Annotated in this window: 24 protein-coding genes; 10 read left to right on the plus strand and 14 right to left on the minus strand. The window is 73.6% G+C overall.

Annotation, left to right across the window (positions count from 1 at the left end; genetic code table 11):
* Positions 1-191: 191 nt before the first annotated feature.
* The 3 genes from ABD361_RS22720 (at position 192) to ABD361_RS22730 (ending at position 4,471) form a co-directional block, all read left to right on the plus strand.
* Positions 192-1,040: a 3-hydroxyacyl-CoA dehydrogenase family protein gene (locus ABD361_RS22720; protein WP_344437343.1), complete on the plus strand. Its 849-nt coding sequence runs from the start codon at positions 192-194 to the stop codon at positions 1,038-1,040.
* Positions 1,041-1,183: 143 nt separating this feature from the next.
* Positions 1,184-1,552 carry an STAS domain-containing protein gene (locus ABD361_RS22725; protein ID WP_344437344.1) on the plus strand — a complete coding sequence of 123 codons (369 nt, stop codon included), beginning with the start codon at positions 1,184-1,186 and terminating at the stop codon, positions 1,550-1,552.
* Between the two features lie 261 nt (positions 1,553-1,813).
* Positions 1,814-4,471: an ATP-binding protein gene (locus ABD361_RS22730; protein ID WP_344437345.1), complete on the plus strand. Its 2,658-nt coding sequence runs from the start codon at positions 1,814-1,816 to the stop codon at positions 4,469-4,471.
* A 335-nt stretch (positions 4,472-4,806) separates the two neighbouring features.
* Here ABD361_RS22730 and nucS read toward each other — a convergent pair whose 3' ends face one another.
* Positions 4,807-5,466 (minus strand): endonuclease NucS, encoded by a 660-nt coding sequence (gene nucS / locus ABD361_RS22735; RefSeq protein ID WP_344437346.1) that lies wholly within the window; start codon positions 5,464-5,466, stop codon positions 4,807-4,809.
* A gap of 208 nt (positions 5,467-5,674) precedes the next feature.
* On the opposite strand from nucS, the gene ABD361_RS22740 reads away from it, so the two are divergent.
* Entirely contained in the window at positions 5,675-6,067 is a 393-nt protein-coding gene (locus ABD361_RS22740) for an SCO5389 family protein (RefSeq protein WP_344437347.1), read from the plus strand.
* Positions 6,068-6,184: 117 nt separating this feature from the next.
* Here the strand turns inward: ABD361_RS22740 and ABD361_RS22745 are convergent, their stop codons facing one another.
* Positions 6,185-7,222: an LLM class flavin-dependent oxidoreductase gene (locus tag ABD361_RS22745; RefSeq protein WP_344437348.1), complete on the minus strand. Its 1,038-nt coding sequence runs from the start codon at positions 7,220-7,222 to the stop codon at positions 6,185-6,187.
* Between the two features lie 207 nt (positions 7,223-7,429).
* Between ABD361_RS22745 and ABD361_RS22750 the strand changes: the two genes are divergently transcribed.
* The gene (locus tag ABD361_RS22750) at positions 7,430-7,762 is read left to right on the plus strand and encodes an ATP/GTP-binding protein (protein WP_344437349.1); all 333 of its coding nucleotides are present in this window, start codon (positions 7,430-7,432) and stop codon (positions 7,760-7,762) included.
* A gap of 126 nt (positions 7,763-7,888) precedes the next feature.
* Here ABD361_RS22750 and ABD361_RS22755 read toward each other — a convergent pair whose 3' ends face one another.
* The 7 genes from ABD361_RS22755 to mce all read right to left on the minus strand — a co-directional run bounded on the left by ABD361_RS22755 (position 7,889) and on the right by mce (position 18,821).
* Positions 7,889-9,028, minus strand: coding sequence for an ABC transporter permease (locus ABD361_RS22755; RefSeq protein WP_344437350.1), 1,140 nt, complete (start codon positions 9,026-9,028; stop codon positions 7,889-7,891).
* Positions 9,025-10,260, minus strand: coding sequence for an ABC transporter ATP-binding protein (locus tag ABD361_RS22760; RefSeq protein WP_344437351.1), 1,236 nt, complete (start codon positions 10,258-10,260; stop codon positions 9,025-9,027). The genes ABD361_RS22755 and ABD361_RS22760 overlap by 4 nt, the downstream gene beginning before the upstream one ends.
* Positions 10,261-10,403: 143 nt before the next feature.
* Positions 10,404-11,174: an ABC transporter permease gene (locus ABD361_RS22765; protein WP_344437396.1), complete on the minus strand. Its 771-nt coding sequence runs from the start codon at positions 11,172-11,174 to the stop codon at positions 10,404-10,406.
* 2 nt (positions 11,175-11,176) lie between these two features.
* Positions 11,177-12,157 (minus strand): ABC transporter ATP-binding protein, encoded by a 981-nt coding sequence (locus tag ABD361_RS22770; RefSeq protein ID WP_344437352.1) that lies wholly within the window; start codon positions 12,155-12,157, stop codon positions 11,177-11,179.
* A gap of 100 nt (positions 12,158-12,257) precedes the next feature.
* The gene (locus ABD361_RS22775; RefSeq protein ID WP_344437353.1) at positions 12,258-13,196 is read right to left on the minus strand and encodes a coiled-coil domain-containing protein; all 939 of its coding nucleotides are present in this window, start codon (positions 13,194-13,196) and stop codon (positions 12,258-12,260) included.
* A gap of 123 nt (positions 13,197-13,319) precedes the next feature.
* A complete protein-coding gene (gene scy / locus ABD361_RS22780) occupies positions 13,320-18,218 on the minus strand; it encodes a polarized growth protein Scy (RefSeq protein WP_344437354.1) in 4,899 nt (1,632 codons plus the stop codon).
* 162 nt (positions 18,219-18,380) lie between these two features.
* Positions 18,381-18,821, minus strand: a complete 441-nt coding sequence (gene mce, locus ABD361_RS22785) for a methylmalonyl-CoA epimerase (RefSeq protein WP_344437355.1) — start codon at positions 18,819-18,821, stop codon at positions 18,381-18,383.
* Positions 18,822-18,960: 139 nt separating this feature from the next.
* Between mce and ABD361_RS22790 the strand changes: the two genes are divergently transcribed.
* Both ABD361_RS22790 and meaB read left to right on the plus strand, forming a co-directional pair.
* Positions 18,961-20,172 (plus strand): acetyl-CoA C-acetyltransferase, encoded by a 1,212-nt coding sequence (locus tag ABD361_RS22790; RefSeq protein WP_344437356.1) that lies wholly within the window; start codon positions 18,961-18,963, stop codon positions 20,170-20,172.
* Positions 20,173-20,195: 23 nt separating this feature from the next.
* The gene (gene meaB, locus ABD361_RS22795; protein ID WP_344437357.1) at positions 20,196-21,155 is read left to right on the plus strand and encodes a methylmalonyl Co-A mutase-associated GTPase MeaB; all 960 of its coding nucleotides are present in this window, start codon (positions 20,196-20,198) and stop codon (positions 21,153-21,155) included.
* An 84-nt stretch (positions 21,156-21,239) separates the two neighbouring features.
* Here meaB and ABD361_RS22800 read toward each other — a convergent pair whose 3' ends face one another.
* Positions 21,240-21,725: an RICIN domain-containing protein gene (locus ABD361_RS22800; protein ID WP_344437359.1), complete on the minus strand. Its 486-nt coding sequence runs from the start codon at positions 21,723-21,725 to the stop codon at positions 21,240-21,242.
* A 432-nt stretch (positions 21,726-22,157) separates the two neighbouring features.
* Between ABD361_RS22800 and ABD361_RS22805 the strand changes: the two genes are divergently transcribed.
* The 3 genes from ABD361_RS22805 to ABD361_RS22815 all read left to right on the plus strand — a co-directional run bounded on the left by ABD361_RS22805 (position 22,158) and on the right by ABD361_RS22815 (position 24,445).
* The gene (locus ABD361_RS22805; protein WP_344437360.1) at positions 22,158-23,069 is read left to right on the plus strand and encodes a hypothetical protein; all 912 of its coding nucleotides are present in this window, start codon (positions 22,158-22,160) and stop codon (positions 23,067-23,069) included.
* A 151-nt stretch (positions 23,070-23,220) separates the two neighbouring features.
* Positions 23,221-23,517, plus strand: a complete 297-nt coding sequence (locus tag ABD361_RS22810) for a hypothetical protein (protein WP_344437361.1) — start codon at positions 23,221-23,223, stop codon at positions 23,515-23,517.
* A 58-nt stretch (positions 23,518-23,575) separates the two neighbouring features.
* Positions 23,576-24,445 (plus strand): hypothetical protein, encoded by an 870-nt coding sequence (locus ABD361_RS22815; RefSeq protein WP_344437362.1) that lies wholly within the window; start codon positions 23,576-23,578, stop codon positions 24,443-24,445.
* A gap of 143 nt (positions 24,446-24,588) precedes the next feature.
* Here ABD361_RS22815 and ABD361_RS22820 read toward each other — a convergent pair whose 3' ends face one another.
* The 4 genes from ABD361_RS22820 to ABD361_RS22835 form a co-directional block, all read right to left on the minus strand.
* Positions 24,589-24,879, minus strand: a complete 291-nt coding sequence (locus ABD361_RS22820) for a DUF397 domain-containing protein (RefSeq protein WP_344437364.1) — start codon at positions 24,877-24,879, stop codon at positions 24,589-24,591.
* Positions 24,876-25,688, minus strand: a complete 813-nt coding sequence (locus ABD361_RS22825) for a helix-turn-helix domain-containing protein (RefSeq protein ID WP_344437366.1) — start codon at positions 25,686-25,688, stop codon at positions 24,876-24,878. The genes ABD361_RS22820 and ABD361_RS22825 overlap by 4 nt, the downstream gene beginning before the upstream one ends.
* 124 nt (positions 25,689-25,812) lie before the next feature.
* Entirely contained in the window at positions 25,813-26,004 is a 192-nt protein-coding gene (locus ABD361_RS22830) for a hypothetical protein (protein WP_344437367.1), read from the minus strand.
* A gap of 144 nt (positions 26,005-26,148) precedes the next feature.
* Positions 26,149-26,712 (minus strand): TetR/AcrR family transcriptional regulator, encoded by a 564-nt coding sequence (locus ABD361_RS22835; protein WP_344437368.1) that lies wholly within the window; start codon positions 26,710-26,712, stop codon positions 26,149-26,151.
* Positions 26,713-26,738: the final 26 nt, after the last annotated feature.

The raw sequence follows: 26,738 nt of genomic DNA on the forward strand, positions 1-26,738 counted from the left end.
CGGGGGTGACGGCTGAGGTCAGGGGGGCTCAACTGTGGTGTGGGGCATAGGGCGTGGCCGTCTCAGTGTGATGTCCGTCATTCGGGACGTGACGCGCATCTCTTACCGCCCAACGGCGCGTCGCCGGGCGCTAAGGTCCGGGCGGAGAGCCGTAATGCACACGCACACGCACAGGGAGTAAGGGGACAGCCGTGGCCAAGAAGCTCGCCGTCATCGGCGCCGGACTGATGGGATCCGGGATCGCGCAGGTGTCCGCGCAGGCCGGGTGGGACGTCGTGCTGCGGGATGTCACCGACGCCGCCCTCAAGCGCGGCACCGACGGCATCAAGGTCTCGTACGACAAGTTCGTCTCCAAGGGCAAGCTGACGGCCGAGGAGGCCGAGCAGGCGCTGGCGCGCATCACGCCCACGACCGAGCTGGACGCGGCCGCAGACGCCGACATCGTCGTCGAGGCGGTGTTCGAGGACATCGACACCAAGCGCGAGATCTTCGGCGCCCTGGACCGGCTGGTGAAGGACGAGGCCGTGCTCGCCTCCAACACCTCCGCCATCCCGATCACCAAGATCGCGGCTGCCACGAAGCGCCCCGAGCGCGTCGTGGGCGCCCACTTCTTCTCGCCGGTGCCGATGATGCAGCTGTGCGAGCTGGTGCGCGGTCACAAGACCAGTGACGAAACGCTCGCCAAGGCGCGTGAGTTCGCCGAGAGCGTCGGCAAGACCTGCATCGTCGTCAACCGCGACGTCGCCGGCTTCGTCACCACCCGCCTGATCTCCGCGCTCGTCGTCGAGGCGACGAAGCTGTACGAGTCGGGCGTGGCCAGCGCCGAGGACATCGACATCGCCTGCAAGCTCGGCTTCGGTCACGCCATGGGCCCGCTGGCCACCGCGGACCTGACCGGCGTGGACATCCTGCTGCACGCCACCGGGAACATCTACACCGAGTGCCAGGACGAGAAGTTCGCCCCGCCGGAGCTCATGCGCCGCATGGTCGACGCCGGCGACCTCGGCCGCAAGAGCGGGCAGGGCTTTTACCAGTACTGAGCCACTACGGCCAGTGAGCCTCACCCCGTGGGGTGAATTCGGCATCGGTTCGCTTACAGACGGCAACTTTGTCCTGTGAGAGGCAGTCAGTTCTTTAGAACCCTCCACCACATCTCACTCAGGCAGCACTCCGGGGAGCGCATATGCACATCAGGGGCGACCATGCCGAACTGGTCGTCGGGGGACGCCTCGACGTCCGCAGTGCGGCGGACGCCCGTACGGTCCTGCACTCCGCCCTCGACGCCGGCCGCGGGGACCTCGTCCTCGACCTGACCGAGCTCGACTCCTGGGACGCCACCGGACTCGGCGTCATCATGGGCGCCCACCGCCGCGCCGGACGCACCGGCCGGCGGCTCGTCCTGCGCGGCGTGCCGGACCGCATGCAGCGCGTGCTGGTCGCCACCCGGCTCCACCGCATCCTCGCCATCGAGGACGGCACCGGAGCCGGCGTGGCGAGTGCCCCCGGCCCCGCCCGCGAGCACCACTCCCGCGACACCGGCCGCCCCTCCTGACACCCCCGCGAGCCACCGCTGTGACGAGGGGCGCCGCCCGCGCCCGGTGAGCCCCCTGCGGCACGAGTACCCCGATCCTCACGAGACTGTGACGTCCCACGGCGCCGTCGCACCCCCCGCGTCGTAGATACTGTGGCCAGGTCTGTTCGGTTTCCCGCCGCCACCCACGGCCCGCCGGCGGGCACCGGGTCGCAGGGCGAACGAGCGCGGACAGGCCCGAGGGCACGACGGCACGCCACGCATCTTGGGGGCTTCACCAGCATGGACCCGACGAACCGCGGATCCGAGGAATTCCACGACGCCGAGCACGCTCCCGCGCACCTGCAGGACGACGCAGCACCCAAGCGCCGCTCGCCCCGCGACGGGGCCCCGGCGCCGGACGTCCCCGGCGGGCAGGGCCCGGTCCGTGTCGTCCAGCTCGTCGCCGGCGACTACCTGCTGACCGTCAACCCCGTCGACGGCAGCGAGATAGAGCCCTGCCCGCCCGGCTCCCTGCCGGCCCGTCCCGAACGCCACGGCCCCGAGCAGCGCGCCGAACTGCGCCGCGCCGCCGCACCCCCGCCGCCCGCCCGGCAGCCGGGCCCCCAGCTGCCCCTGCTGCACCGCGCCGAGGAGCGCGAGCGGCTCGGCAGGCTCCTCACCCGCGGCCGCTCCGTGCGCCTGACCGGCCCCGCCGGCTCCGGGCGCAGCGTCCTGCTCGACGCCGTCGCCGAGGACTGCGAGGGCCTCGCCCCCGACGGCGTCGTCCGCCTGAGCGGCCACCGCCGCAGCGCCACCGACCTGCTGCACGAGCTGTTCGCCGCCGTCCACCACGCCCCCCTGCACCGGCTCGACCGGGCCGAACTGCTCGCCGCCGTGAGCGGGATCGGCGCCGTCGTCGTCCTGGACGACCTCGAATTCGGCGGCAGCGCGCTCGACGAACTCCTCGACGCCACCCCCGAGTGCGCCTTCCTCTTCGCCGCCACCCCCGACGTCCCCGCGCCCTCGGCCGACTCCCACGTCGAGGAGGTCTTCCTCGGCGGCCTCGACCGCACCGGCTGCCTGGAACTGCTGGAGCACGCCGTCGGCCGGGCGCTGACCGACGAGGAGGCCAACTGGGCGGCGGACCTGTGGTTCGAGTCCGAGGGCCTGCCGCTGCGCTTCGTCCAGGCCGGCGCCCTGCTGCGGCAGCGCGACGCCCTGGCCGCCGCGCCCTGTGCCGTCGAGGAGTTCGGCGTCTTCGCCGAGCGCCCGTACGCGAACGCGGGCGCGAGCGCGAGCGACGAGGACGCCACCGGCGACGCCGACGCGGGCGAGAGCGCGGCCAAGGGCCCGCTGCCGACCCTCGCCCAGGCGGCCGCCCCCGCCCCGCTGCTCGCCTCCCGCCTCGACGAGGCCGCACGCCAGACCCTGCGCTTCGCGGTCGCCCTCGGCGGCGCGGTGCCGCACCAGGCCCACCTGCCCGCCCTCGTCGGCGACACCCACGCCGACGCCGCCATCGGCGACCTCCTCGCCTGCGGCCTGCTCACCACCGTCGGCGCCCACTACCGGCTCGCGACCGGCGTCGCCGAGCAACTCCTCGCCGAGTACGGCGAGGACTGGGCGACCGAGGCCGCCGCCAAGGCCCACACCGCCGCCCAGCACTACGCCTGGTGGGCCGGCCACCCCTCCGTCACGCCCGAACGCATCGCCCACGAGGCCGACACCGTCCTCGCCGCGCTCGGCGCCCTGACCGGCGACGCCGAGGCCCCGCACCGGGCGACCGCCGTCCTGCTCGCCCGCACCGCGGCGCCCGCCTTCGCGGCCGCGCTGCACTGGGGCGCCTGGGAGCGCAGCCTGCGGTACGGGCAGGAGGCGGCCCGGCTCGCCGGCGAAGTCGGCGAAGAAGCGTATTTCCACCACGAGTTGGGCGTCCTCGCCCTGTGCACCGGCAACCTCGACCGGGCCCGCGCCGAACTGGAGGCCTCCATCGGCCTGCGCGGCGTCCTCGCCGACAAGCGCGGCGCCGTCGCCGGACGGCGCGCCCTCGCCCTCGTCGCCGACCGCTCCGGACTCGCGGCGGGCACCGTCGCCGCGGCCGCGGCCGCGGCCGGGCGTACGGGCGGCGGGCGCACCGGCGTCGTACCGCCCCTGCCGCCGCTGCCCCACACGCCGCCCGGCGAAGAGGTGCCGGCCGCCCGCAGCGAACAGTCGGCCGCACCGCCCGTGACGCCGGCCGGCATCGCGGCCGCGGTACCGGGGCCGCGGGCGGCCGAGGAGACGACGGCGGTCATCAAGCGGGCGTCGGGCGTCGCGCCCGCCGCCTCGGCGGCATCCCCGTCGGGGGGCACCGGGCCCGTACGGCGGACGTGGCTGCAGAAGATCATGACCGGCGGCAACCGGCGCAACCTCGCCGCGGCCGGCGCGGGCGCGGTTCTCGCCGCCGTCCTCGCCGCGGTCGTCACCCTCGGCGCCGCCTCGGGCGGGGACGCCCCGCGGCACCCCGACACGGTCAAGCCCGGGCAGTCCGCGTCCCAGCAGGACGGCGACGCCGGGCTCGACGCGGACGAGCCGGAGACCGGCGGCACCGGGGGCGGCGGACAGGTACCGGCCCGCAAGGCCCGGCCGGGGGAGACACCGGGGAACGGGCCCGGCGGCGCCACGGCGACGCCGGGGCCGACCGCCTCCTCCGGCGGCGCGGACCCCTCGCCCTCCCAGGGCACGCCCACCCCGACCGGGTCGTCCGGCGGGACGGGGCGGCCGTCGCCGAGCCCGAGCCGGACGTCCGGCGGCAGCCCGTCGCCGAAGCCGACGCCGACGGCGGATCCGCAGCCGACGAAGTCGGGGGGCGGGGACACCAAGCCGACGCCGCCGACGCAGCCTCCGACTCCGTCGTCGGGCGTCTCGACCTCGGCGAGCGGACCCGCCCCCAGCGGCAAGTCCTCCGCGCCGGTGGCCTAGCGGCCACTTCGGCGGATCATGCAGTGCCCCGTAGGGGCGCGGGGAACTGCGCGACTAGCCACGACGCGCCCGCAGGGTCCCGGTGTGGTGTGCCGGCTGCGGGCCGTCGCGGGCCGATCGCGCCCACGCGGCGGTAGCCGCAGATCGACACCGCTCCGCGCCCCTACGGGGCGCCCTGGTACCGCGTGACGAAGATCCGCCGGATCATGCAGTGCCCCGTCAGGGGCGCGGGGAACTGCGCGACAAGCCACGACGCGCCCGCAGACGGCGTGGTGCGTCGGCTGCAGGCCGTCGGTGGCCGATCGCGCCCCCGCGGCGGCAGCATCCGTGCGGGGTCAGAACAGTCGCAGCTTGTCGTCCTCGATGCCGCGGAGGCCGTCGTAGTCGAGGACGACGCAGCCGATGCCGCGGTCCGTGGCCAGGACGCGGGCCTGGGGCTTGATCTCCTGGGCCGCGAAGATCCCTCGTACGGGGGCCAGGTGCGGGTCGCGGTTCAGCAGGTCGAGGTACCGGGTCAGCTGCTCGACGCCGTCGATCTCGCCGCGCCGCTTGATCTCGACCGCCACCGTGGCCCCGTCCGCGTCGCGGCACAGGATGTCCACCGGCCCGATCGCCGTCGGGTACTCGCGGCGGATCAGGGTGTAGCCGTCGCCGAGGGTCTCGATGCGGTCCGCGAGGAGCTCCTGGAGGTGGGCCTCCACGCCGTCCTTGATCAGACCGGGGTCGACGCCCAGCTCGTGGGAGGAGTCGTGCAGCACTTCCTCCATGGTGATGATGAGCTTCTCGCCCGCCTTGTTGATCACCGTCCAGCGGCCCTCCTCCTCCTTGAGGGTGCAGGGCGGGGACATCCAGTTCAGGGGCTTGTAGGCCCGGTCGTCGGCGTGGATGCTGACGCTGCCGTCCGCCTTGACCAGGATCAGCCGGGGGGCGGAGGGCAGGTGGGCGGTGAGACGGCCCGCGTAGTCCACGGAACAACGGGCGATGACGAGACGCATGGTCAGTCACGCTACTCGACTCCCGCCACTTCACGCGATTCGCCCTGGAAGGGCCCCTACGGCTTTGGCCAGTTGTCGGTGTTCTCCTGGTGGGGCAGCAGTGGCCGGATTACCGTTGAAGCGGGCGGTCGCCGTGCGAGCACGGGGCGTCGTCGTCCGCTCGCCCATTCCTTAAGACCCCGTGAGCGGGGTCGCGAGAGGAGAACCCATGTCGCTCGACGTCTCACCGGCCCTCCTATCCAAGGCCGAGCGAGGCGAGGTCGACGAAGCGGAGTTCGTCGACTGCGTCCGGACGTCCCTGCCCTACGCGTGGGACATGATCAGTTCGCTGGTGGAGCGGCTGGAGGCGGAAGGCGGCGAGTTCGCCGACAACCAGACCCCGCCGCCGGACGAGTACGCGCGCGGCCAGCTGCTGCGTGCCTTGGCGAGTGACGCGATCCGCGGTGCCCTGCAGCGGCACTTCGGGGTCCGCCTGGCGTTCCAGAACTGCCACCGGGTCGCCGTCTTCCCCGTGGACCCCACGGCGGACGAGCGCCTGGCCCGCTTCACCACCGTGCGGGCCCAGCTGCTGAACCAGTCGCCGGAGCTCCGCGACTGCTGAGGCGATCATGCTGCCGCTTCGAGGGCGTGGAGAGGTGCGCGCATCAGGGAACGGGGGGCGGCAGCTCCGGCCGGGGGAGGGCCGGGGGCACGGCGGGCCCCGTACGCGACGTACGGGTCAGCCGAGCAGGGGCAGCACCTCGGCGCCGAGCCGGCGCAGGTTCTCCTCGGTGGCCGTGAGGTCGCCCGAGCCCTCGGCGAGCAGGGCGAACCGGTTGATGCCCGTGCGCTCGGCGGTCGCCGCCAGCCGGTCCGCGCAGACCCGGGGGGAGCCGACGGGGTGCAGGTCGCAGAGCAGCTCCGTGTAGGCGTGGGGATCCCGCATCCGGCGCTCCCTGCCGTCCACCGTCACATGGGCCGCGAGACCCTGCTGCAGCCACCCCGGCATCGCCTTCATCAGCGTCTCGGCCGCCTCCTGCTGCCGGTCCGCGATCTGCACCACCCCGGCCGCCACATGGCCGGCCGCCGCCACCTCCTGCGGTGAACGACCCGCCTCCCGCGCACACTTGCGCCACAGGGCCACCATCTCGCCCTTCTCCTCGTCCGTGCTGTGCATGCCGAGCAGCATCGGCAGCCCGTGCCGGGCGGCCAGCCGGACGCTCCCGGGCGAGGTGCAGGCGACGATCAGACCGGGGCGCACGGGCTCGCCGGCCGCGTCCAGCAGGTCGTCGGGGCGCGGCACGACGGGCACCTCGCGGAAGGCGAACCGCTCGCCGGAGCCGCCGACGCGCGGCTCCCGCAGCCAGCGCATCAGCAATTCGAGGGATTCCGGGAAGCCCTCCTCGAACGCCTCCAGGCCCGCGTTGAACACCTCCAGGTCCACCCACGGCCCGCCGCGGCCCACCCCCAGGGTGAACCTGCCGCCCGACATCAGGTGCAGCAGCGCCGCCTGCTCGCCCAGCGCCACCGGGTGCGTCGTCGTCAGCACGCTCACGGCCGTCCCCACGTGCAGCGTCCGGGTGCGGCCGAGCAGCAGCGCCGCCAGCGTCACCGCCGACGGGCACACCCCGTACGGCACGAAGTGGTGCTCCGCCAGCCAGACCGCGTCCAGCCCGGCCTCCTCGGCGACCTCCGCCGTGCGCACCGCCCGGTGCAGGGCCTCCGCGTGCCCCTGCCCCGGGAACTGTGCCGCCAGGACGAAAGCTCCAACGCGCATCGCTCTTGTCCCTCCTGGCGACCGACGTGGGGATGAGTCCCCCCGAGGCAATAACGGCCGACACGTGCCAAAGGTACGGGTGCGCATGAAGTTTTCATGATGATCGGACGGTAAGCGTCATACCCGCGGGAGGAAGCCGGCAGGAGCGCTCCGGCCCGCCGCGTACGCTGGTCACGCCCCCCGGTCCCGACCCTTCGAGGTGCCCCTGTGTCCCCGCGCCGAAACCGCCCGCGAGGCGGTGCCGACAAGCAAGCCGCCCTGCCGCGCGACCTCGACGGCGAGCGCTACGGCCTGGAGCGCACCGAGAGCTGGCAGGGCGAGGAGTGGGCCGTGCGCACCATCGGCGGCGGCGCGGCCGCCAAGCACTACCGCTGCCCCGGCTGCGACCAGGAGATCCCGCCCGGAGTGCCGCACCTGGTGGTCTGGCCGCGCTTCGGCGGCGGCGTCGAGGACCGGCGGCACTGGCACAAGTCCTGCTGGAACGCGCGAGACCGCCGGAGCGCCAGGCTCCAGCGGTCTCGCAACGCGCCGCGTTATTAGGGCGCCCCGTCAGGGGCGCGGGGCAGTGTCGATGTGCGGCTGCCGCCGCGCGGGCGCGGAAGCTCGGTACTTCGTCTGCGGGTGCGTCGTGGCTTGTCGCGCAGTTCCCCGCGCCCCTACGGGGCGCTAGGCGTCCCGCTTGAGCAGCGCGGCGTACGCGCCGCCCAGCGAGACCGCGGCCGCAATGGCCATGATGAGCACCGGCATCCAGCCGATGGGACCGTCCGCGGTGAAGTCCTGCGGACCGGAGTCCGGCACGTACAGCCCGATCAGCTGCACCGGCACCGAGTACTCGATGAGCGCCTCGCGCACGTCCATCAGGCTCTCGCTGTACATGAACATCGCCATGACGTACGGCAGCAGGATCACGCCCAGCATGCTCGTGATCGCCCCCGCGGAGTGCCGCACGAGCGCACCGATGCCCAGCGCCACGAGGCCCAGCGCCGCCATGAACAGGCTCACCCCGACCGTCGCCCGCAACCAGTCGGCCACCGTGGGCTGCACCTCGATGCGGTCGGCGAGCACCGCCGCATGGAGCGCGGCCACGACGGACGTGCTGACGAGGGTCACCACGAACGTGAGCGACGCGAAGACGATCGCCTTGGCCGTCAGCACCCGCGCCCGGTCCGGGCAGGCGGTCAGCGTCGTGCGGATCAGGCCGGTGCCGTACTCGACGGAGATCGCGAGCACGCCGAGCGTGATCACACAGATCGTCGCCAGCAGCACGCCGTACATGCCGAACAGCGGCAGCGGCGTCCGGCTGACGGTCGTGTCCGTACCGCCGAGGACGGTGGCGATGAGCCCGCCGATCCCGATGATCAGGGCGATCATGACGCCCAGCGTCCACATCGTCGACCGCACGGACCGGATCTTCGTCCACTCGGCGAGCAGCGCGTCGGCGAGCGTCGCCTTCCGCACGGGAATGGGCGACACGTAGCCGCCTCCGGCGGCGGGAGCCTGACCGGGCCAGTAGCCCGGGGCGGCGGCTGCCGGTGCCGGTGCCTGCGGCGCGGTGGGGTACGGGTGGGCGGCCACCGGCGCCTGCGGCGGGGCCGCCGGCGGGTACGCGGGGGCTGCTGCCGGCCGGGCCGGGGCCTGCGCTGATGCGCCGTCGGCGCCTGCGGGCGCCTGGGGCGTGCCGGCGGGCTGCGGCTGCGGAGCGGTCGGGGCCTGCGTCGCTGCTTCCGGTGCGTTCGGGGGCGCCTGCGGGGTGGAAGTGGGGTTCGGCTGGCCCTGCGGGACGGGCTGCGGGGGCGGGGTGGTCATCGTGCGTCCTCGCTGTCGCGCTTGGTCAGGTCGGGGGCGGGTGCCGTCGGCGCCTCGGGCGCCGGAGCGGCCGCGGCCGGTGCCTGGGCCGGTGCCGCCGGGGCGCCCTGCGGCGCGGTGCCGGCCGGCGCCGGGCCCGGAGCGGCCGCCGCCGGGGCGCCGTACGCCGTTGCCCCGCCCGGCGCCGTCGCGTACGGGTTGGGGCGCTCGCCCGGGAGGACCGGGTAGGCCGTCTCCGCCCAGCCCAGCTGGACGGGGGCCGGGGGCTGCCAGGCCCCCGGGGCGGGCGGGGGGAGGAAGCCCGAGCGCTGGTCCGTCGTCGAGCGGTAGTCGACCGCGCCCTGCGTCATGCGCATGTACGCCTCCTCCAGGGAGGCCTGGTGCGGGGAGAGCTCCCACAGCCGTACGTCCGCCCCGTGGGCGACGTCGCTGATGCGCGGCAGGGGCAGGCCGGTGACGCGCAGGGCGCCGTCCGGCTCGGGCAGGACGTTCGCGCCGGCCTCCACGAGGGCGCCGGTGAGCTTCTCGCGGGCCTGCGGCTCGCCGTCGGGGGTGCGAACGCGTGCGAAGTCGGCGGAGTTCGCGGAGATGAAGTCCTTGACGCTCATGTCGGCCATGAGCTGGCCGCGGCCGATGACGATGAGGTGGTCGGCGGTCAGCGCCATCTCGCTCATCAGGTGGGAGGAGACGAAGACGGTGCGGCCCTCGGCGGCGAGCCGCTTCATGAGGTTGCGCACCCACAGGATGCCCTCGGGGTCGAGTCCGTTGACGGGCTCGTCGAAGAGCAGCACCTGGGGGTCGCCGAGCAGGGCGGCGGCGATGCCCAGGCGCTGGCCCATGCCGAGGGAGAAGCCCTTGGTGCGGCGCTTGGCGACGTCCTGCAGGCCGACGACGCCGAGGACCTCGTCGACGCGGCGGGCGGGAATGCCGGAGAGCTGGGCGAGGGAGAGCAGGTGGTGGCGGGCGCTGCGGCCGCCGTGCACGGCCTTGGCGTCGAGGAGGGCGCCGACCTGGCGGGGCGCGTTGGGCAGCTTGTGGAAGGGGTGGCCACTGATCGTGACGCGGCCCGCGGTGGGGTTGTCCAGGCCCAGGATCATGCGCATGGTCGTGGACTTGCCGGACCCGTTGGGGCCCAGGAAGCCGGTGACCGCGCCGGGCCGTACCTGGAAGGTCAGGTTGTGCACGGCCGTCTTGGCGCCGTAGCGCTTCGTCAGGCCGACTGCCTCGATCATCTCCGCCCCTCGCGAGCTTCGATCGTACGTGCGTGGAGGAGGGCAAAAAGCCCCTAAAGGTTAGGAGGGTAATCGAGAGGTTGACGGTTCCCGGTGCGGGTGGGGCGGGGGTCACGCCTCGCGGGGGGCACGCCTCGCGGGGGTCACGCGTCGCGGGTGCGTAGGACCGCGTACCCGCCGGCCAGCGCGGCCACCACCCACAGCACCATGATCGTGAAGCCGCCCCAGGGCCCGTAGGGCGCGTCGCTGCCGGTGGTGACGACCCGCATGACCTTCTGGCCGGCCTGGTCGGGCAAGTACTGGCCGACCTTCCGGGTGGCGGAGACGTTGCCGAGGATCGCGGAGATGAGGAAGAAGAAGGGCATGAGGATGCCCAGGGCCAGCATGGGGCTGCGCAGCATGGTGGCGACGCCCATGGAGAAGACGGCGATGAGGGTCATGTAGAGGCCGCCGCCGATGACCGCGCGCAGGACGCCCGTCTCGCCGAGGGAGGTGCTGTGTGCCCCGAGCACGGCCTGACCGGCGAAGAACGCCGCGAAACTCGTGATCATTCCGATGACGAGGGCCAGCAGCCCGGCAATAACGATCTTGCAGAAGAGGAAAATGCCGCGCTGGGGCACGGCGGCCAGCGACGGGCGGATCATTCCGGTGCTGTATTCGTTGGAAACGACCAGCACCCCGAAAACGATCAATGCGAGCTGGCCGAGTCCCATGCCGGCGAAACTCGTGAACGTCGGATCGAAACGGATCTTGTCGCGGACCGGCATGTTCTCGAAGTTCCGGTTGGTCAATGCGCTGATGAGCAGGGAAAGGGCGACGGTGACCACGACCGCGACGCCCAGGGTCCACACCGTCGACCGCACCGATTTGATCTTCGTCCATTCCGAGCGGAGGACCTGGCCCACCACCGCCATGGTCACGACCCCTTCCTGCGCCAGTCCGCGCCCCAGGCGTCCGGCCGCGGCGCAGCGCCCGGCACCGCCGCCCGGTGGTTCTCGTGGGCGTGGTACTCCACGGCCTGCGCCGTCAGGCGCATGAAGGCCTCCTCCAGGGAGGCCGACTGGGAGCTGAGCTCGTGCAGCACGATCTGGTGCCGTGCCGCCAGCTCGCCCAGGTGCGCCGCGTCCTCGCCCTCGACCTCCAGCACGCCGTCGCCCGCCGGGACGTGGTCGATGCCCGCCCCGTGCAGCACCTCCCGCAGCCGCTCGTGGTCCGGCGAGCGCATGCGCACGTACGACCGGGAGTTCTCCCGGATGAAGCCGGTCATGCTGGTGTCGGCCAGCAGCTTCCCCTGGCCGATGACGATGAGGTGCTCGGCGGTCAGCGCCATCTCGCTCATCAGGTGCGAGGAGACGAAGACCGTACGGCCCTGGGCCGCCAGGTCCTTCATCAGGTTGCGGATCCAGTGGATGCCCTCGGGGTCGAGCCCGTTGACCGGCTCGTCGAACATCAGGATCTGCGGATCGCCCAGCAGCGCGGCGGCGATGCCCAGGCGCTGGCCCATGCCCAGCGAGAAGCCCTTGGTGCGCTTCCGCGCCACCGACGCAAGGCCCACGGTGTCGAGCACCTCGGCCACCCGGGCCCGCGGGATGCCGTTGGACTGCGCCAGGCACAGCAGGTGGTTGCGCGCGCTGCGGCCGCCGTGCACGGCCTTGGCGTCGAGCAGGGCGCCCACCGTCTTCAGCGGGTCGTGCAGCTGCCGGTAGTGCCGGCCGTCGATGCGCACCGTTCCCCCGGTCGGGTGGTCCAGGCCGAGCATCATCCGCATCGTCGTGGACTTGCCCGCGCCGTTGGGCCCCAGGAAGCCGGTGACGACGCCCGGGCGCACGGTGAAGGTGAGCCGGTCCACGGCACGCACGTCGCCGTAGTCCTTCGTCAGCCCCTCGACCTCGATCACTCGGCCACGGTAAGGGCGCCCGCGGGACCCCGCCACCGGGCGGGATGCCACGGAACGCCCACCACCGGTTCCCCGGTCGAGCGACCGACCGGACATGCCCTCAGCGGCTCTGCTGGGCCGGGACGCCGCGCGTGATCGGCTCGTCGTCGCCCGGCACCCCGGCCGCGGCCACCGCCGCGCCGGTCAGCGTGGCCAGCATCTCGCGGACGTTGGTCAGCTGGGCGTTGATGCTGTCGCGGCGGTTGGTCAGCGCCGCCAGCTCGCGCTCGGACTCGCTGCGGATGCGGTCCGCCTTGGCGTTGGCGTCGGCCACGATGTCCTCGGCCTGGCGCTGGGCCGTCTCCACCGTCTGGCGGGCCCGCCGCTCGGCGTCCGTGCGCAGCTTCTCCGCCTCCAGGCGCAGCTGCTCGGCGCGGTGCTCGATCTCCGCCAGCCGCTTCTCGGCCTTGGCCTGGCGGGAGGCGAGGTCGCGCTCGGACTGCTCGCGGCGCTTGGCGAGGTTGGTCTCGAAGTCCGCGGCGGCCTGCGCGGCCTTGGCGCGGGTCTCCTCGAAGAGGGCGTCGGCCTCCTCGCGCTTGGACTGGGCGTCCTTCTGCGCCTCGGCCCGCAGCGTGGCCGCGTCGCCCTTGGCCTTCTCGATGATCCGGGCGCCCTCGTCCTCCGCCTTGGCCTTGCGGTCGGCGGCGAAGGCCTCGGCGTCGTTGCGCACCTGCTGGGCGGCCGACTCGGCCAGCTCCCGGTGCTGCTCGGCGGCCCGCCGGGCCTCCTCGCGCAGGTCCTTGGCCTCCTCCTCGGCCAGCCGGAGGATCTTCTCGACCCGGGCACCGAGCCCCGCGTACGACGGCTCGGCGTCATTGATCTGCGCCTGGGCGTTCTGCGTTTCGAGGTGGAGCTCCTCGATGCGCTTTTCCAGGGAGGTGATCCGGGCCAGCGCGCTGTCACGGTCCGCTACGAGCTTGGCAATGCGGTCGTCCACCTGGCCGCGGTCGTATCCACGCCGCACCAACTCGAAGCCGAAGGGAGAGGAAGTGTCGCTCATGGGGTTCCTGTCATTGGAGACCGGTGAGGTGTTGAGGAAATCCTAGGGGCGTGAGCGGCGCGTCATGGAGCAGATGGATAAGGACAGTTGGGGAATCTGGAAAATGACCCCTCGATTGAGTGGCTACTTCCGATCGTGCTTGCCACCCGAACGAGTTGCGCCGGCACCCACGGCCGCCTTCACCCCGCCGTCCTTCGAGCCGCCCGCCCCCGGGGACTCAAATGATTCCAACGCCTCCAACACGTCCTGGACACGGGAAATCTCCGCCTGAATGTCCTCGCGCCGGCGAACCAGCACCTCCAACTCCCGCTTGGCTTCCTCCAGAAGCCCGTCCGCCTCCGCCTGAGCCTCGGTGCGCAGGCGCTCGGCCTCGCGTACGGCGGCGGCCCTCTTCTGCTCCGCCTCCTTGATCAGCCCGTCCGCCTTCTTCACGGCGGTGATCCGCACCTTGCTGGCCTCGCTGTTGGCGTCCGAGATCAGCTTCTCGGCCTTCGCCTCCGCCTCCGCCAGCTGCTCGGTGGCCGCCGCGACGAGCTTGTCGCAGCGCTCGCCGGCCGACGCCATCGCCTCGGCCGCCTCCGCCCGGGCCCGCTCGTGCAGCTCCTCCACGTCGGTCTCGATGCGCGAGCGCAGCTCCTCGGCCCGCTCCCTTATCGCGGTGGCGTCCCCGCGCGCCTCGGCCAGCAGCGTGTCGGCGTCCGTGCGCGCCTGCTCCACCAGCTCGTTGCCGCGGCCGGTGGCCTCCTGGACGATCCGCTCGGCCTCCTTGCGGGCCGCGCCCACCATGGCGTCGGCCTGCTCCTCGGCCGCCGCGGCGGCCCGCACGGCCTCCTCCTGGGCCTGGGCAACAAGCGCGTCCGCCTGCTCGGCGGCCTCCGCCCGGCGCCGGGCCGCGGCCTCCCGCGCGGCGTCGACGGTCGCCTCGCCCTCGGCCCGCGCCTCCGCGCGCAGCCGCTCGGCCTCCAGCACCGCGTCGGCCTTGATCTTCGCCGAGTCCGCACGCGTGCTGTTGGCGTTCTCCTGCGCCTCCGCGAGCGCCTGCGCCGCCTCCGTGGCCATCCGCTCGGCCTCGGCCGCGGCCTCCGCCACCAGGGCGTCCGCCTGCTCGGCGGCCTCCGCCCGGCGGGCGCCGGCCGCCTCCCGCGCCTCGTCGAGCACCCGGTTCGCCTCGGCCCGGGCGCCCTCCAGCGCCGCCTCGGCGTCCGCGCGCAGCCGCTCGGCCTGCTCGGTCGCCTCGGTCAGGGCACGCTCGGCCTGCTCGGCGGCCTCCGCCCGGTGCGCCTCGGCGGCCCGGCGGGCCTCCTCGACGCTGCGGGCGGCCTGCTCGGCCATCCGCTCCGCCTCGGCCACGGCCTCGGCGAGAAGCTCGTCCGCCTGCTCGGCGGCCTCCGCCCGGCGGGCGTTCGCCGCCTCGCGGGCCTTGTCGAGGATGCGGTCGGCGTCGTCCTGCGCGGACGAGGTCAGCTCCGCCGCCTCGTTGACGATGCGCTCGGCCTCGGCCCGGCCCTCGGAACGGATCTTGTTGGCGTCGTCGCGGGCCTCCGCCCGGGTGCGCGCCGCGTCCTGCTCCGCCGACGCCAGCGCGTCGGAGGCGTCCGTGCGCATCTGCTGCGCCCGCGCGGACGCGTCCGCGACCAGCCGCTCCGCCTCCGCCGTCGCCTTCGCGACCAGCGCGTCGGCCTTCTCCTCCGCCTTCGCCTTCTTCTCGGCCGCCTCCGCCGTCAGCCGCTCCGCCTCCGCGGCGGCCCCGGCGACCAGGGCGTCCGCCTGCTCGGCAGCCTCCGCCCGGCGGGCGCCCGCGGCCTCGCGGGCCTCGTCGACGGTACGGGCCGCCTCGGCGCGCAGCCGCTCGGCGTCCGCCTCGGCCTCGGCCCGGTGGGCCTCGGCCGCCCGGCGGGCCTCCTCCTCGAAGCGCGCCGCCTCCTGGCGGGCCGCCTCGACCAGCTCGGCCGCCTCGGCGATCAGCCGGTCCGCGTCCGCCGACGCCTCCGCGCGGTGCGCCTCGGCCGCCTCGCGGGCCTCCTCGACGCTGCGGGCGGCCTGCTCGGCCATCCGCTCCGCCTCGCTCGTCGCCTCGGCGATGAGCTCGTCGGCCTGCTGGGCCGCCTCCGTACGCCGCGCGTTGGCCGCCTCGCGCGCCTCGTCGACCGTACGGGCCGCCTCGGTGCGCAGCCGCTCGGCCTCCGCCTCCGCCTCGGCACGGTGCGCCGCGGCGGCCTCCTTGGCCTGCTCCTCGAAGCGGGCCGCCTCCGCCTGCGCGGTCCTCGTCAGCTCCGTCGCCTCCGCGACGATGCGCTCGGCCTCGCCCGTCGCCTCGGCGATGAGCTCGTCGGCCTGCTGCGCGGCCTCCGAACGGCGCGCGTTGGCCGCCTCCCGGGCCTCCTGCAGCGCCCGCGCGGCCTCGTCCGACAGCCGCTCGGCCTCGGCCCGCGCCTCGGCGACCGTACGCTCCGCCAGCTCACGGGCCTCGTCGAGGGCCGCCGTGGCCTCCGAGCGCGTCCGGGCGGCGTCCTCGTCGGCCCGCTCGCGCTCCGCGTACGCCTCGGCACGCACCCGGTCCGCCTCGATCTGGGCGTCGGTGACGGTGCGTTCGGCGTTGTGCTCGGCCGCCGACCGCAGGCCCGCGATCTCCTCCTCGGCCTCCTCGCGCAGCCCGGCCACCGACTCGCGCACCTGCTGCGCGGTCTGCTCGGCGGCGGCCACGAGCTCGCTCGCCCGCGCCTCCGCCTCCTCGACCAGGCGCCGGCCCTCCTCCTGCGCCTCGGCGACCCGCTTGCGCGCCGACGCCAGCAGCTCCTCGCTCTGCTCGTGCGCCGCCGCACGCTCCGCCTGCGCCTGCGCACGGGCACCGGCCAGCAGCTCCTCGGCCTCCCGGCGGCGCCGGGCGGCCTCCTCCTGCGCGGCGGCCAGCGCCTCGGCGGCCTCGGCGGCCGTGCGCTCGGCGGCGGCGTTCGCCTCCGTGCGCAGCCGGTCGGCGCTCTCCTGCGCCTCCGTGCGCAGCCGCTCGGCCTCGGCCTCGGCCTCCTCGCGCAGCCGCGTCCCCGCGGCCTCGCCCTCGGTCCGCGCCCGCGCCGCCTCCTCGGCCGCCTCGGTGCGCAGCCGCTCCGCCTCGTCCTCCGCCTGCGCCTGCAGGGTGCGCGCCCGCTCGGCGGCCTCGGTGCGCAGCCGCTCGCTCTCCTCGGCCGCCTCCTTGCGCAGCTTCTCGGCCTCCGCACGGGCCTCGCGCAGCGCCGTCTCGGCCGCCTCCACGCGCTCGGCGGCCTCGGTGCGCAGCCGCTCCAGCTCCGCCGCGGCCTCCTCGGCGCGCGCCTGCGCGGCCCGCTCGGCCTCCTCGCGCAGCGCCCGCGCGGCCTCCTCGGCCTCGGTCCGTACGCGCTCGGCGTCGCCGGCGGCCTCGGTGACCGTCTCCTCGGCCTCCGTCCGCGCCCGCTCCAGGGCCTCCTCCGCCTGCTTGCGCAGGGCGGCGGCCCGCTCGGCGGCCTCGGTGCGCACCCGCTCGGACTCGGCCGTGGCCCCCGAGCGGGTCTCCTCCGCGTCCGCCTTGGCCTTGACCAGCAGCTCCTCGGCGGTCTTCGCCGCCTCCTCGATCTGCTGCAGCGCCTCGCGCCGCGCCTCCTCGCGGATGCGCTCGCCCTCGGCCACCGCCTCGGCCCGCAGCTGCTCGGCCTCGCCGCGCAGCCGGCGCGCCTCCTCCTGCAGCTCGACGGTGCGCGCCCGGTACTCGGCGGTGTCGTCCTTCGCCTCGCCCTTGAGCTGCTCGGCGGTGTCGGCGGCCTCGGCCCGCAGCCGCTCCGCCTCGGCCTCGGCCTCCCTGCGGATGCGCTCGGACTCCTCGGCCGCCGCCTTGCGCGCCGCCCGGGCGTCCTCCGTGGCCTTCGCCAGCACCTCCTCGGCCGTCCGGGCGGCCTGCGCCAGGGCGGCCGCGGAGTCCTCGGCGACGGCGCTGCGCGCCTTCTCGGCCGCCTCGGCCACCAGGCGCTCGGCCTCCGCGGCGGCGTCCGCGCGCAGCTGCTCGGCCTCGGCCTTGAGGGCCTCGGCCTCCTTGGTGGCCTCGCTCACCAGGCGGGCGATCTCCGCCCGCGCCGTACGGGTGCGCTGCTCGTTGTCCGTCTCGGCGGCCGCAAGGCGCCGGGTCGCGGCCTCCTTGGCCTCCGTGACCAGCTTCTCGGCCTCCGCGCGCGCCTCGCGCAGGGCGGTGTCCGCCTCCTGCATGCGCGCCTCGGCCGCCCGCGTCAGCTCGCTCGCCGTGCTGCGGGCCTGGTCGGTCTCCGTCGTGGTGGCCATCCGCAGCCGCTCGGCGTGGTCGGTGGCCTCCTGCGCCTGCGCGGAGGCGGCCGCCAGCAGCCGCTCGGCGTCCGTACGCGCCCGGCGCAGGATCGCTTCGGCTTCCGCACGGGCCTCCTCGGCGGCGGCCCCCAGCCGGCCGCTGGCCTGCTCGGTCAGCCGCTGCGCCTCCGCCCGGGCGGCCGCGAGGGCGGCCTCCGCCTCGGCGCGGGACTCCTCCAGCAGCCGCCGGGCCTGCGCCTCGGTGCGCGCCCGCAGCTGCTCGGCCCAGGCGACGTTCTCGTTGACGTGCGACTCGACGGTGCGGCGGCGCTCGTTGAGCTCCTCGTCCAGGCGCTGGCGCCGGGCGACCGCCTCGGCGTGCAGCTCGGCCTCCATGCGGGCCTGCCGCTCGGCCTGCTCCTGCAGCAACCGCTGCGTCTGCGCCCGCGCCTCGCGCAGCTCGCGCTCGGCGTCGCTGCGCAGTTGCTCGGCCTGGATCTGCGCGTTGCGCAGCAGCTGCTCGGCCTGGTAACCGATGTCCGCCGAGTCGTAGGCGGGACGGTGGGCGAGCTGACGGCGCGCCTCGTGGAGCTTGGCGCGCAGGACCTCGACCTGGTAGCCGAGGTCGTCGGCATGCTGGACCGCCTTCTCCCGCTCAGTCTTCAGCCGCTCCATCTCGGCCTCGAACTGCGAGAGATGGTCGAGTTCAGCCCGTTGACTCTCCTGGCGCTCGTAGCCCCGCACAGTGCGGTCCATCCGTCCCCTGGTCGCATCGGCGGCCGGCCCCGTACTGCGTCGGTGGTGGAACCCGGAGCCCGCCCTTCCGAAGAAATGGTGTCAGATCATCGGTACAGCCCGGTCCGGGACCCTGGGGGCCCCGGCCGAACCTGCACTCTACCGGCCGGGGGCAGGGCGCGGTCAGTGCTCCGTGGTCGCAGCAGCCGCCGAGGTGACCAGTTCCGTCAGCACGCCGTGACAGTCCTTGGGGTGCAGGAAGGTGATGCGCGAATCCATCGAGCCCCGGCGCGGCTCGTCGTACAGCACCCGTACGCCCTTGCCCCGGATCGCGGCCGCGTCCCCGTCGACGTCCGCCGTGCCGAACGCGATGTGGTGGACGCCCTCGCCGTTCTTCGCCAGCCACTTGCCCACCGGGGAGTCCTCCCGGATCGGCTCCAGCAGCTGCAGGTAGGAGGCACCGCCGTCGTCGGTGCCGTTGATCCTCAGCATGGCCTCGCGGACACCCTGCTCCTCGTTGACCTCGGTGTGGAACACCTCGAAGCCGTACGTGGCACGGTAGAACTCGACGGTGGCGTCGAGGTCGAAGCAGGCGATCCCGATGTGGTCGATGCGCGTCAGCATGGCCTTAGTGCACCGCTGCCGGTGCGGTTACGCAACGTGCGCGCGATCACACCGTCGGGCCGGTGACCGCCGGGGGAGCGCTCAGTACATTGACGGGAACCGTCGTTAACATCCCTCTCCGCTCAAAGGGGCAGCGCCCATGTCAGGAACGAACGGAAATTCCGGTACGACCTCCGTCATCGTCTCGGGCGCCCGTACGCCCATGGGCCGCCTGCTGGGCTCCCTGCGCAGCTTCTCCGGGGCCGAGCTGGGCGCCTTCGCCATCAAGGCCGCCCTCGACCGGGCCGGGATAGGGGGCGACCAGGTCCAGTACGTGATCATGGGCCAGGTGCTGCAGGCCGGCGCCGGGCAGATCCCCGCCCGCCAGGCCGCTGTCAAGGCCGGCATCCCCATGTCCGTCCCGGCCCTGACCATCAACAAGGTCTGCCTCTCGGGCCTGGACGCCATCGCCCTGGCCGACCAGCTCATCCGCGCGGGCGAGTTCGACATCGTCGTCGCCGGCGGCCAGGAGTCCATGACCAACGCCCCGCACCTGCTGCCCAAGTCCCGCGAGGGCTACAAGTACGGCGCCGTCGAGATGCTCGACGCCATGGCCCACGACGGGCTCACCGACTCCTTCGAGAACATCGCCATGGGTGAATCGACGGAGAAGCACAACACCCGTCTGGGTATCCGCCGCCCCGAGCAGGACGAGTTCGCCGCCCTGTCCCACCAGCGCGCCGCCGCCGCCCAGAAGAACGGCCTGTTCGAGGCCGAGATCACCCCCGTCGAGATCCCCCAGCGCAAGGGCGACCCCGTCCTGTTCAGCAAGGACGAGGGCATCCGCCCCGAGACCACGGCCGAGGGCCTGGGCAAGCTGCGCCCCGCCTTCGCCAAGGACGGCACCATCACCGCCGGCACCTCCTCGCAGATCTCCGACGGCGCCGCCGCCGTGGTCGTGATGAGCAAGGCCAAGGCCGAGGAACTGGGCCTGGCCTGGATCGCCGAGATCGGCGCCCACGGCAACGTCGCAGGCCCCGACAACTCCCTGCAGTCCCAGCCGTCCAACGCCATCCGGCACGCGATCGGCAAGGAGGGCATCGGCGTCGAGGACCTCGACCTGATCGAGATCAACGAGGCGTTCGCGGCCGTTGCGGTGCAGTCCATGAAGGATCTGGGCGTATCCCCTGAAAAGGTGAACGTCAACGGCGGAGCCATCGCGCTCGGCCACCCGATCGGCATGTCCGGCGCCCGCATCGTGCTGCACCTCGCCCTCGAACTGAAGCGGCGCGGCGGCGGCACCGGTGCCGCCGCCCTGTGCGGCGGTGGCGGCCAGGGCGACGCCCTGATCATCCGCGTGCCCGGCAACTGACCCCCCTCGCGACAGGAGCAGCCATGGTGGACGTCCCCGCACTGGTCGAACAGGCGCGTGAGGGCCGCCCGCGCGCGGTGGCCCGCCTGATCTCCCTGGTGGAGGGGGCGTCCCCGCAACTGCGCGAGGTCATGGCGGCGCTCGCGCCGCTGACCGGCGGCGCCTACGTGGTGGGCCTGACCGGCTCGCCGGGCGTCGGCAAGTCCACCTCCACGTCCGCCCTGGTCAGCGCGTACCGCCGGATGGGCAAGCGGGTCGGCGTCCTCGCCGTCGACCCCTCCTCGCCCTTCTCCGGCGGCGCGCTGCTCGGCGACCGCGTACGGATGTCCGAGCACGCCTCCGACCCGGGCGTCTACATCCGCTCCATGGCCACCCGGGGCCACCTCGGCGGCCTCGCCTGGGCCGCCCCCCAGGCCATCCGCGTCCTGGACGCGGCCGGCTGCGACGTCGTCCTCGTCGAGACGGTGGGCGTCGGACAGTCGGAGGTCGAGATCGCCTCCCAGGCCGACACCTCCGTGGTGCTGCTGGCCCCCGGCATGGGCGACGGCATCCAGGCCGCCAAGGCCGGCATCCTCGAGATCGGCGACGTGTACGTCGTGAACAAGGCCGACCGCGACGGGGCCGACGCCACCGCCCGCGAGCTCAACCACATGCTCGGCCTGGGCGAGGCACGGGGCCCCGGCGACTGGCGGCCCCCCATCGTCAAGACCGTCGCCGCGCGCGGCGAGGGCACCGACGAGGTCGTCGAGGCGCTCGAGAAGCACCGCGCCTGGATGGAGGAGCGGGGCGTCCTCGCCGAGCGGCGGCTGCGCCGCGCGGCCCACGAGGTCGAGACGATCGCCGTCACGGCTTTGCGGGAGCGCATCGGCGACCTGCGCGGCGACCGCCGGCTGGCGGCACTCGCGGACCGCGTCGTGGGCGGCACCCTCGACCCGTACGCGGCGGCGGACGAATTGGTTGCGGGCCTGACCGAGCGGGTATAGGCCATGCGAAATGAGCCCGGTGAATTCCGGTCGCCGGGCTCATTTCGTTGCTCGTCTCCACTCGCCGGGATACTTCTCTCCGGGTTACTTGAGGTAGAGCCCCCAGGTCTGCGCGGCCCGGCCCGTGCCCCGGGCCTCGATCGTCACGGCCTGGTCGAGCCCGTGCGCCTGCAGCACCTCACCGCGGAACTTGCGGCTCTCGATGGGCGTGTTGTCCGCCCGGGTGTCCAGCAGCCAGCGCTGGGCGAGGTTCCCGCTGTTGCACGGGCTCTGCGTGATCCTTTGCCCGCGCCCGGTGGCCGCGAGGCACTTGCCGAAGTGCGTGCCCCGGATCGTGTACGACCCGTCGTCCAGCTGCGTCAGCTGGAACACCTGCCAGCTGTGCCGGGCGTCGCGCGTGAGGACGTCGTACCCCGCGTACTCGTCCAGGTTGGTGTCGTCGCTGTACACCTGGATCGACGTGGCGATCGGCGCCTTGACGGCGGCGCCCGCCGAGGCGGGCACGGCGGCCATGCCCGTCAGGGTGCCGGCGGCGGCGAGGACGAGGGCGAGCTTCCGGCTTCTGGTCATGCCGTTTTCCCCTTCTGTCAGGCGGGTTTTACGACGCTCGGAAAGCTATGTGCAGGAGAGGCCGGGGAACCAGAGTGGTTCGGGACATATGCCGGGTAAAAGGTACGTATTTCAACCCGCCCTGCATTCCCGCGGTTCGGGGCATGGCGGCAAGCACGCGAACCGGCCGCTTGTGCCATGGCGCCATCACGGGGGTACGGCCTGCGGGAACGGGATTCCGCGCCCACCTTTGCGCACGCGGGACACGGCACTTCCGGCCATCGCTCGTGCAAAGGCGACGGCCGTCGCCGTCCCGTTCGGGTGGCGGGGGCCGCTGGCCGATGTCAATCCCCGTACCGGGGGGTGTCCGGGCGCTCCGGGTGACGGCTAGGGTCGCGCCCGACAGGCACCAGCAACCACAGCGCGACAGCAGTGGAAAGGCGGGCCGGAGAGATGAAGAGCCGAAGAGACGTCCTACGCGCCGCGACAGCGGTCGCCGGGGCAGCCGCGATCGGCGCCCTGGGCACGGGCAGGGCGACGGCAGTCGGAACACGCGCCGCCACCTTCACCGACGCCTCCGGGCTGGCGACCGTGTCCGTCTTCGCCCACACCGGAAGCCCCGCACGGCAGTACTGGATCGACAAGACCACCACCGTCGGCGACGGCGACATGATCGCCATCGGCGGCGGCGCCACCGCGACGGACGCCAACCCCGGCGCCCTGCTCACCGCCTCCTACCCCACCGGCGACCTGTGGGGCTGGACCGTCAGCTCCAAGGACCACCTCCAGACGCACTGGCACCAGCTCACCTCGTACGTGATCGGACTGAAGATCGCCGGCATGAGCCGCGACCAGCTCGCGAGGGCCGTCCTCGTCACCCCCGCCGACAGCGGCGCCGAACCGTGGCCGATGGCCGACGCACGCATCTGGTCCAACGACCACGTCCTCGTCGGCGGCGGCTTCCGCGTGGACTGGCACGGCGCCGGCAACCTCGCCACCGCCTCCTTCCCGTCCTCCGACAGCACCTGGCAGGCCCGCTCCAAGGACCACGGCCAGTCCGACCCCTCCAGCATCCGCTCCTACGCCATCGCCCTGCCGCGGTACCTGCCCGTCGGCCGCGTCGACGTCGCCCGCATCCCGGTCGACGGCGGCCCCGACGCCCACCCCCAGGCCACCGCCACCCTGCCCCCCGGCTACGCCCTGACCGGCGGAGGCGGCGAGGTCCACTGGAGCGGCGCCGGCAACCTGCTGTGGCGCCTGGAACCCTCGCGCTGGGCCCCGAGCTTCACGGCGGCCTCCAAGGACCACCTGTGGTCCAGCCCGGCCACGATCACCGCATGGGCGCTCGGCATCCGCATCGTCTGACGCCGTCCCGCACGCCGTCCGATTCGGGACCCACCCGCGCAGGACTCCCCTCCCGGCCCGCACCCGCACGCCCGGGGCGCTGAACTTCCGCCGCCGCGATTCCGCTCCCACCATCAGGGCAGGCAGATGCCAAGAGAGAGGGAACCCCCCCATGAAAACGCGGACCTTCCGCCTGGCACCGGCGGTGGCGGCGGCCACCGCGGTGCTCCTGACCGCCACGGCGGGGGCGGCCGTAGCGGCACCGTCGGATGAGTCCCCGAGCGCAAGCACCAGCGCCAGCGCTTCCCCGGCCGACGGCTGGACCAAGCGCGGCCACTACGACGACGAGAACACCTGCGTGGAGGCGGGCAAGAAGGGCCAGAACCACGGCGACTGGCACGAGTACAAGTGCAAGCGCGAATACGACAACGAGCACTACCGCTACTACTGGTGGCTGTACACCCACTGAACAGCGCGCGCCGTGCCCCCGGGCGAGCCGCCCGGGGGCACGGCGGGAAGATGGACGGATGCCGTCCCCCGCATCAGCCTCCCGCGACCTGGAGAACCTCGCCGCCCTGTGGAGCCTCGGCGCACTCCGCGCCGCCCACGTCGTCGACGCCGCCTGCGACGCCCTCCTGGCCGGGCTGGACAGCCCCACCCTGCGCATGCTGGCCGCCTGCACGACCACCGAGGCCGACTACGAGGTCGCGGAACTCCTCCCCGCGACGCTCGACGAGCTGGGCCTGACGTTCTTCCCCCGAGGCAGCCAGGCGGGAAAGGAAGCCGCCGCCCGCGCGCTGGCCACCCGCACCCTGACCGGGGCGATGTCCCCGCGGCAACTCGCCTTCCAGATCCACCAGCTCTTCGGCCACGAACTGGATCTGACCGCGCGCCTGGCGGCGTACGACGACGAGTACGACGTTCTCGGCTACGGCGACAGGACGGCGGCACAGGTGGACGCGGACGTCCTGGCGGAAGCGCGCCGGATCGCCCGGAGCGGGATGGAGACGGCCCTGGCCGCGGCGTCGTCCCCTTCATGGTCGCAACGCGCTCGGGCCGGGCACGACCTGGCTCCCTTCGCCGACGTCCCAGAGGCTGCGGAAGCATTGACCGGGCTGCTGCTGGACGCCGAGGACACGGCGGTGACCCGGCAGACGGCGGAGGCACTGGCCCGGGCGGGCACCGCGGCTGCCGTAAGGCTCATCGCTCTTGCGGTAGCCAAGGCCGACGACAGCCAGGCCGAGTGGATGCAGACAGGCGTGCAGGACGCGCTCGCCGGACCGGCCGGAGCGCCGGACCTCGCGGCGATCTGTCGCCGGCTCGCCCACCACCCGGAAGAAGCGGTGCGCCGGGGTGCCGCGGAGGTTTTGGCCTGGACAGGCGACACGTCCGCCTAGAGCATGCGCTGGGGCCCCCGTAGGGGCGCGGGGCCTTGTCGATCTGCGGCTCCGCCGCGCGGGCGCGACAAGCCACGACGCGCCCGCAGAGGGAGTGCCGTGCTGTGCCCGGGTCCCGGGGGTGGCTCGTCGAATGCGGGCCGTCAGTGGCCGATCGCGCAGTTCCCCGCGCCCCTACGGGGCGCTGCCGCCCAGGCGCCCGCCTGGGCACTGAGGAACGCCGCCCAGGCGGCGGCGGGTATGGAGAGCTGCGGACCGCCGCGCCTTTTGGAGTCACGGACGTGAACGGTGCGGGGGGTGGTGGCGACTTCGACGCAGGCGGTGCCTTCGCTGCCGCTGTGACTGGACTTCACCCAGGACAGGGCGACTTCGACGCAGGCAGTACCTTCGCCGCCACTGCGGCTCGACTTGAACCACGCCTCGTGAGTGCTCATAGTTCCTCCGCCACTCGCGCAATGAGCCGTGCTGACTCGTCGGGGTTGAGAGCGTGCATGCGGATCATGGCATGGCGCTTGGTGAGAATGCTGATCGTTTCCGGCGTCGAGTGCAGGGCGCCGGTTGCTTGTCCTTCTTCGAAGGCGTAGCGCTCGAGTGCGTTGTTCTCCAGGAGGATGAACGGGCCTCCGAGGCCGGCGTACACGACCTGGTGTGCAGGGAGCACCTGCAAGGACACATGGCGGGCCTTCGTTGACTCCAGCAAGTGGTACAGCTGCTCTCGCATCACCTCGGTCCCGCCGATCCCTGTGCGCAAGGCGGCTTCGTAGACGACGAAGTTGAAGAGGACCGTCTGCTTTTTCAGCAGCTCCTGGCGCTCCAGCCGTGTGGCCACTCGTTCCTCGACCACGTCGTCCGCCACCGGCGGGCAGTGTCGACTCATCAACGTCCGCGCGTACGCCTCGGTCTGCAGCAAGCCCGGAATGGTCACCGTCTCGTACCACTGCACGGCCGTCGCCTCGGCCTCGGCCGCCATGTACTCCCGCACACGGGGGACGAACCGCTCCGGCTGCAGGTAGGCCAGCGCCGCCCGCAACTTCCCCCGTGCTCCGCACATTTCGTCCGCCACTTCCAGCAGCCGCTGGGTCGGGCGCCGGCGCCCCTGCTCCATCGAGCTCACCGTCTCGCAGCCGTATCCCGCCTCCTGCGCCAGCTGCTCGCGGCTGATGCCGGCCTCCGTGCGCCAGAGCTTCACTTGGTTGCCGCACAGCCGCCAGGCCATCGGTGGCTGAGAGGTCTCACTCGTCACGGCCCCGCCCCTTCCCTCCGCACTCATGTCCGTAGCAACGGACCGTACGGCGGGCAAGACACCCACGCGCCGCAAGCGGCCGGAGGTTCTCACCTCCGGGTGAAAAAACGGGAGGTTTCCGCTGTCAGGACGGACCGTCGAACAGGCCCCAGCCGTCCTCGCCCAGGGTCTCGCCGATGGTCGCGGTGGGGATGACGAGGGAGCCGGCTGCCCATTCGATCGCCAGCGCTTCGGGCGTGCGTCCCAGGACGGCGGCCAGGTCGCGGAGGATGTCCGGCTTGAACGGAGCCGGCGGCTCGACGGGTTGCTCGCGCATGGTCTGTTCGCCCCTTCGGTCGTTGTGTTCCGGTGTCACGGACCGTATGGCAGGCCCGGGGCGAAGGGCCGTTCTCGCCTCAAAATCCCGTCGGCCGCCCGGCCGTGGAGCGCGGCCGTAGCCGCAGGCTGCCGACCCCCCGGGTCAGGACTCCCCGCCTGCCAGCAGCGCCGCCGCCGACTCCTCCGCCAACGCCTCCGCGTGCGGCGGAAGCGGTTCGCCCGCGCGCAGGTGGCGGCGGACCACGGCCAGGGGGAGGTCGATCAGGGCGAGGAAGGCGCGGTCGAAGGCGGCGGGGTCGTTGCCGGTCAGGGCCGTCAGTGCCGCGCGGATGCGGGCGTTGCCGTCGTCCGCGCGGCGTGCGTACTCCGGGGGCCAGTCGGTGCGGCCGAAGTCGTGGGGGCCGTACAGCAGGACGGTGGCCTCCTGGGGGTGGGTGCGGCTCCATGCGACCACGTGGCGGGCCGCTGCGGCCGGTGATTCGTCCAGTGCGCGAACGTAGCCGTGCTGGAAGCGTTCGACCGTGCGCAGCCACACCTCGGCCAGCAGCACCGTGCGGCTGGGGAAGCGGTGGTAGACGGAGCCGCTCGGTGCGCCCACGGTCTTGGCCACTGCCGACATGGTCACCGCCGCCGGTCCTGAGGTGGCCGCAAGGTGTACGGCGGCGTCCAGGAGCTGGTCCGTGTCGAAGCGGGGTGGTCTCGGCATGAATTGGAGAGTACTCTCCAGAATTA

This window comes from Streptomyces luteosporeus (genome assembly GCF_039532865.1).
Taxonomy (GTDB): Bacteria; Actinomycetota; Actinomycetes; order Streptomycetales; family Streptomycetaceae; genus Streptomyces; species Streptomyces luteosporeus.